Source organism: Alkalibacterium sp. (assembly GCF_046484155.1).
In the GTDB taxonomy this organism is placed as follows: domain Bacteria; phylum Bacillota; class Bacilli; order Lactobacillales; family Carnobacteriaceae_A; genus Alkalibacterium.
The window spans coordinates 1-4805 of the sequence record NZ_JAWOBT010000129.1 but is presented as its reverse complement, the minus strand read 5'-3'; the positions used below and the strand labels follow the sequence as shown (position 1 = coordinate 4805).

6 protein-coding genes are annotated in these 4805 nt (G+C 42.1%); 5 read left to right on the top strand and 1 reads right to left on the bottom strand.

The genetic code is table 11. The features are described 5' to 3' along the window. The coding region (locus tag R6U02_RS09200) for a VOC family protein (protein WP_410263317.1) at window positions 1-416 on the top strand (416 nt) is incomplete at its 5' end. A 74-nt stretch (window positions 417-490) separates the two neighbouring features. Here R6U02_RS09200 and R6U02_RS09195 read toward each other — a convergent pair. Continuing rightward, window positions 491-994, bottom strand: coding sequence for a cupin domain-containing protein (locus tag R6U02_RS09195; protein WP_410263316.1), 504 nt, complete (start codon window positions 992-994; stop codon window positions 491-493). 211 nt (window positions 995-1205) lie between these two features. Between R6U02_RS09195 and R6U02_RS09190 the strand changes: the two genes are divergently transcribed. The 4 genes from R6U02_RS09190 to R6U02_RS09175 all read left to right on the top strand — a co-directional run. Further along, window positions 1206-2102 (top strand): metallophosphoesterase, encoded by an 897-nt coding sequence (locus R6U02_RS09190; RefSeq protein ID WP_410263315.1) that lies wholly within the window; start codon window positions 1206-1208, stop codon window positions 2100-2102. A 109-nt stretch (window positions 2103-2211) separates the two neighbouring features. Next, complete coding sequence (locus R6U02_RS09185; RefSeq protein WP_410263314.1) at window positions 2212-2655, top strand: OsmC family protein; 444 nt, start codon at window positions 2212-2214, stop codon at window positions 2653-2655. Window positions 2656-3001: 346 nt separating this feature from the next. Next, window positions 3002-4327 carry a cytosine permease gene (codB, locus tag R6U02_RS09180; protein ID WP_410263313.1) on the top strand — a complete coding sequence of 442 codons (1326 nt, stop codon included), beginning with the start codon at window positions 3002-3004 and terminating at the stop codon, window positions 4325-4327. Then, window positions 4328-4805, top strand: a 478-nt coding sequence (locus R6U02_RS09175; protein WP_410263312.1) for an amidohydrolase family protein, incomplete at its 3' end; no start/stop codon positions are given.

Here is a 4805-nt window from a genome sequence, read left to right as displayed (position 1 = left end):
AAAAAAGAAAAGGTGAATGGAAAATGATTAAAGGTATACATCATAAAGGGTATCAAGTAACAGATATGGAAAGAACACTGTATTTTTACTGTGAGGTCCTTGGTTTCAAACATGCCTTCGACTTGAAGGATTCGGATGGATATCCGTGGATCGAGTACGTCAAAATTGCAGATGGATCATTTCTAGAGTTTTTTTACGGGGGAACTGAGGAAAAGAAAAAACAGAACGATCACATTTGTTTTGAAGTAGGGGATATAGAAGAATTAGCTGAAAAGTTAAGAGATAAAGGCGTTGACTTTGCTTCAGAACTAACTACAGGAAAAGATACCAACAAGCAGTTCTGGATCAAGGATCCGGATGGCAATTGGCTGGAATTCATGGAGCTAAATCCAGATTCACCGCAAATGAGAAGCTGATCTATCGCAGTTAAATACTTACGAAAAAAAACGTTTAAATGACTATATTTAAACAAACTAGCTTACGATCCTCCCTATTCAGGGAGAGCATCGTAAGCTAGTTTGTTTATTATCGACTCATGTTCGGGATGTTTTTTTAAAAGTTCGTTTTTTGTGAACAGTTGAAAGTCCGCAAAATCAAAACCGGGAACCACCGTGCAGCTCACCAGCGCATAACCTTCTGCTACGGTAGAACCGAAAATGGTACCAGCTGGAACGGTATGGTGCAACCGATGATCCTCGTGTGTCTCTAGACTCAATGTTGTTTCCTGATAGGATCCCTCTGGCGTGAGAGCGTGAACGGTCAGTGGCTGGCCGGCATGATAAAACCATAATTCGTCAGATATCAGTCTGTGAAAGTGAGAAGGATTAGCTGCTGTTAATAGGAAATAAATGTTTGTGTATAAAGGTAACGGTCTACCCTCTTTGGTATTAGTATAGGTTTGGTCGGATAAATCGGTTTGTTTGAAGTAGCCCCCTTCTGGATGGGGTTCAAGCTGTAACTCTCTGATCCATTGTTCTGCTGATTTCAAATTCATTGCTCCTCGCTAGATATATGTAATCGAAATAGTTGGCTCAAATTCAGTATATCAAATACAATCGGCAATATGACAATAGTTTAAAAATCTTTGATGAGCAAGTTTGTCTAATTCTATTTGGTTAATTGAACAAGCCCCAATGCATATAACTAAATGATAGAGTGTAAAAAAAGTATACTAAATATATAATCTTTTGAAGAGGTGGAATGATATGAAAAAAAGAATAAAAATAGGGATCGCCATTGTTGCTACTCTATTCGGCTTGATTATTGTCTGGGGCTTTATCGAACCTTATCTTATAGATGTCCAGGAAGAAGAGGCTGTAATCACCAATCTCCCGTCTGAACTGGAAGGAAAAAAAATAGTTGTTATAGGTGATTTTCAAGTCGGTTTATGGATGGACAACCTATCGACAACAGAAAGAATAGTAGAAGACGTGATAGAAATGGAGCCGTCAGCTATTCTTATAACCGGTGATTATCTGTATCACGTGGAAAGTATGGATGATCAGGTAATAGACGAAATCATGAATGCCATGAGTCCTTTAGTAGAGAGTGGCATACCTGTTTACAGTGTACTTGGTAATCATGACTATACTATGGCGTCTCAGGAAGTAGAACCTAATATCGAGCTGGCAGAAGGCTTATCTGATGCATTGTCCAGCCTAGGTATCAGGATGCTTGATAATGAAAATGACGTGCTTGTAGAGGGTGAAAATCCAAGCGAAAATTTTTATATTGTAGGTATAGGTTCACACTGGGCGGAGAACGACTTGCCGGAAGAAGCTTTCGAAGGTGTAACCGAAGAAGCACCAAGACTGGTGTTGATGCATAATCCGGATTCTTTCAGAAATTTAGAGGCAAATTCAGCTCCCTTGGCTGTAGCCGGTCACACCCACGGCGGGCAGATCCGCACCCCTTTCAGCAGTAACTGGTCATATTTATCGCTGGCCCAAGGAGGAGAAGTGACTGCAGATGGATGGATAGAAGATTACGGTTCTGAAGAAAACAACTTGTATGTGAATAGAGGAATAGGTATGAGTATTGTTCCTATGAGGATTAATGCAGTCCCTGAAATCACTGTTTTTACGCTGACATCAAATGATTAGAATGTATAAACATTTCACAAACTTTTGATTAACTTACTAATTATACTTATTTATTAATAGTTAGATTAATGATATAATGAGCAAATAATACAGAAAAGGAATGATTTGAATGATGAACGGTAAAATGAAATTCGTAGTGAATGCAAAAACTGACGGCTTTGCTTTGACAGCTAAAGCAGGGAAACATGAATTAGTTTTGGATGAATCGGAAAAATTAGGCGGAAAAGATTCTGGTCCCAATCCAATGCAGACAGCTCTCGCAGCATTAGTATCTTGCGAGAATGTAACAGCTAATATGGCTGCAAGAGAAATGGATTTTGATTTAAAATGCTTGACGATCAATGTATCAGGTAGCTTCGATCCCCGCGGATTTATGGGTGATGCTTCTGTGCAACCGTACTTTGAAGAAGTGACCATCAATGTTAAAGTGGAGACGTCAGAATCTCTTGAGCGTATTCAAGCAATCCAAGAGCAGGTGGAAGCACGCTGCCCGATTTATACTCTGTTTAAAGCTGCAGGCGTTAAAATGAACGATAACTGGGTAAAAGCATAATTTTTTAATAGTAGAAAGCAGATATCTTAAAGATGTCTGCTTTCTTTTTTTGTAATTTTTTAAAATCGATCGGGAAATAGAGAACAAAGAATGATGCAAAGTCTATCAATTTCATATATTGGATAGACAACAACTTCGAAAGAAGAGACTGAAAAAGAAATCTGGTTATAGTTGACAAACAGAGGAAGAATTGAGATAATAGCTCCAATTGAATATTGGTATCTTTAATTCAGTCCCGAGAGGCTGACAAGGACTACGGATGAGAAAAACAGACTACGAGTGTATCGTTTACACGTGTATCTATTTTTCGAATGCTTCTTGTCATATCGGGCAGGAGGCTTTTTTTATGCAAATTTTTCTGTGTAAAAACCTGCTTGGTGTGGGTACTAATAAGCAACCAAACAAGGAGGAAGAAAAAATGGACAAGGAATTTTCACTTCAGGCTGTACCGCAGTCAAACCGTAATGGGTTTTTCAGAATGTTCGTGGTGATGCTGGGATTTACGTTCTTTTCGGCAAGCATGCTTTCTGGTGGGGAACTGGGATTAGGCCTCACGATGAAAGAATTTATCTGGATGGTGCTGCTGGGTAATTTGATATTGGGGGTATACACGGGTGGACTGGCTTACATCGCCGCTAAAACTGGATTATCTACACATCTGCTGGCACGCTATGCATTTGGTGAAAAAGGCTCTTATCTGGCATCCTTTCTGTTAAGTGCAACCCAAGTCGGTTGGTTCGGTGTGGGTATCGCTATGTTTGCGGTCCCGGTTAATCGGGTAACGGGCATCGACATGTTCACTCTGATCGTTCTTTCCGGAATCGCGATGACCATTTCAGCATTCTTTGGAATGAAGGCTCTGGCCATCTTGAGTTTTGTGGCTGTACCGGCCATTGCGGTATTAGGCAGTACGTCTGTAGGACTGGCCATCAATAATCTAGGCGGTCTGTCTGAATTGTTTGCCTATCAGCCGGAACAGTCGATCAGTCTGGCCGCGGCTTTAACGATCTGTGTGGGCTCTTTTGCCAGCGGGGGGACATTGACACCAGACTTCGCCCGCTTTGCCAAAACGAAAAAATCAGCTGTCATCACAACGCTGATCGCCTTTTTCATCGGCAATTCTCTGATGTTCCTGTTCGGTGCTGTAGGATCCATCGCCACAGGAGCCGGGGATATTTCCGACGTCATGTTTTCACAGGGACTTATTATCCCGGCTATTATCGTATTAGGTTTGAATATCTGGACCACTAACGATAATGCACTGTACGCTTCAGGGTTAGGCTTTTCCAATATAACTAAAATCAAAAAGAGTAAGCTGGTCGCATTAAATGGACTAGTCGGAACCTTGCTGGCCATGTGGTTATACACTAACTTTATAGGCTGGTTGACGCTACTTGGTGGGGCACTTCCGCCGATTGGGGCAATCATACTGGCGGATTATTTCATTCTCCGTAAAGGGCATTATCCAAAACTGGAAGAAATGGATTTCGAAGTCGTCAGATGGCCCGCAATCATGGCCTGGCTGGGCGGCTTTGCTTCAGCGCAATGGCTGCCGGGTATTCCGCCATTAAACGGCATCATCGGAGCGATGATACTGTTCATCGGCTTATCAAAGCTGGCAGAGCACGTATGGGCTCCAAAACGGGCACCATTAGGGGAAGAGGGATATTAGATGATCATTCAAAATGCAGCATTGCCGAAAAAAGAAGGATTATGGAACATTCATATAAAAAATGGAACATTCTCTAAAATTGAAAGAGCCTGCTCAGTGGAAGGGGCCTTGGATGTGGAGGGGAAACTGGTGAGTGCGCCGTTCGTGGAACCCCACATTCATCTGGACACGACCCTGACAGCTGGAGAGCCGAAGTGGAACGAGAGTGGTACCTTGTTCGAAGGGATCGAAACGTGGACTGAACGAAAAAAGACACTGACCAAAGCTGACGTAAAGAAGAGAGCTATGAAAGCTTTACAGTGGCAGATCGCACAGGGGATACAAGCAGTTCGGACGCACGTGGATGTTTGTGATCCATCGCTCACTGCTCTGAAAGCCTTGCTGGAAGTAAAAGAAGAAATGAAGGACTTTGTCGACATTCAATTAGTCGCTTTTCCTCAGGAAGGCTTCCTTTCGTATTCTGATGGGACGGAACTCG

Coding starts and splice junctions, on each gene's coding strand:
- R6U02_RS09195 (WP_410263316.1), bottom strand. CDS start 994: ATGAATTTGAAATCAGCAGAACAATGGATCAGAGAGTTACAGCTTGAA.
- R6U02_RS09190 (WP_410263315.1), top strand. CDS start 1,206: ATGAAAAAAAGAATAAAAATAGGGATCGCCATTGTTGCTACTCTATTC.
- R6U02_RS09185 (WP_410263314.1), top strand. CDS start 2,212: ATGATGAACGGTAAAATGAAATTCGTAGTGAATGCAAAAACTGACGGC.
- codB (WP_410263313.1), top strand. CDS start 3,002: ATGCAAATTTTTCTGTGTAAAAACCTGCTTGGTGTGGGTACTAATAAG.